This is a genomic window from Pseudomonas sp. WS 5059, assembly GCF_012985525.1.
Classification (GTDB): domain Bacteria; phylum Pseudomonadota; class Gammaproteobacteria; order Pseudomonadales; family Pseudomonadaceae; genus Aquipseudomonas.
The window spans coordinates 1-569 of record NZ_JAAQWO010000026.1 but is presented as its reverse complement, the minus strand read 5'-3'; the positions used below and the strand labels follow the sequence as shown (position 1 = coordinate 569).

1 protein-coding gene is annotated in these 569 nt (G+C 60.3%); it reads right to left on the bottom strand.

Annotated features, from left to right (window positions below):
* On the bottom strand, positions 1-569 hold a 569-nt coding region (locus tag HBO12_RS28195), incomplete at both ends, for an ABC transporter six-transmembrane domain-containing protein (protein ID WP_222932621.1).

Genomic DNA, 569 nt, shown 5'->3' with positions numbered 1-569 from the left:
TTTTCGACCAGGCCGATTTCTTTTTCCAGGCGGTTGTTCAGACGTTCGTGCAGCGCCTGATTGCGCTGGGCAAAACGCGGCAACAAGGTGATGCACAGCAGCAGGGCCGCCAGGCACGCCATGCCTACCCATGGCTCAATCACGATCAGCATCACTGCCGCGCCCACAATCGACACCAACGCCGTGGCGATGATAGGTACGTGCTTTTCAAAGAAGTCGACAAACTCCCGAGCAAGTACTACCCGTGCCGCCGATTTCGAGGTGCTGTGGTTCTGTTGGCGCTGGTTGAGAATGACCGGCACCGCAAGGTCCGCGTAGATGCGCGTGAACGTACGGGTGTCCAGCGCCCGTCTCGCCGCCCCAACGGCCCAGAACGCCATGACCACGGCGGCATACAGCAACGCACTGGTGGTATCGCCACGGATAATCGAATCCACCGCGAACCCGGCAAACAGTGGGTAAGCCAACAACAGCGCGTTCTCCAGCGCCACCAGCGACAAGGTGCAAGACAGCTTGCCGGGATAGGCTCTGGCAATAGCCTTGAGGGTCTGGCTGGCAGACTGCTGGCC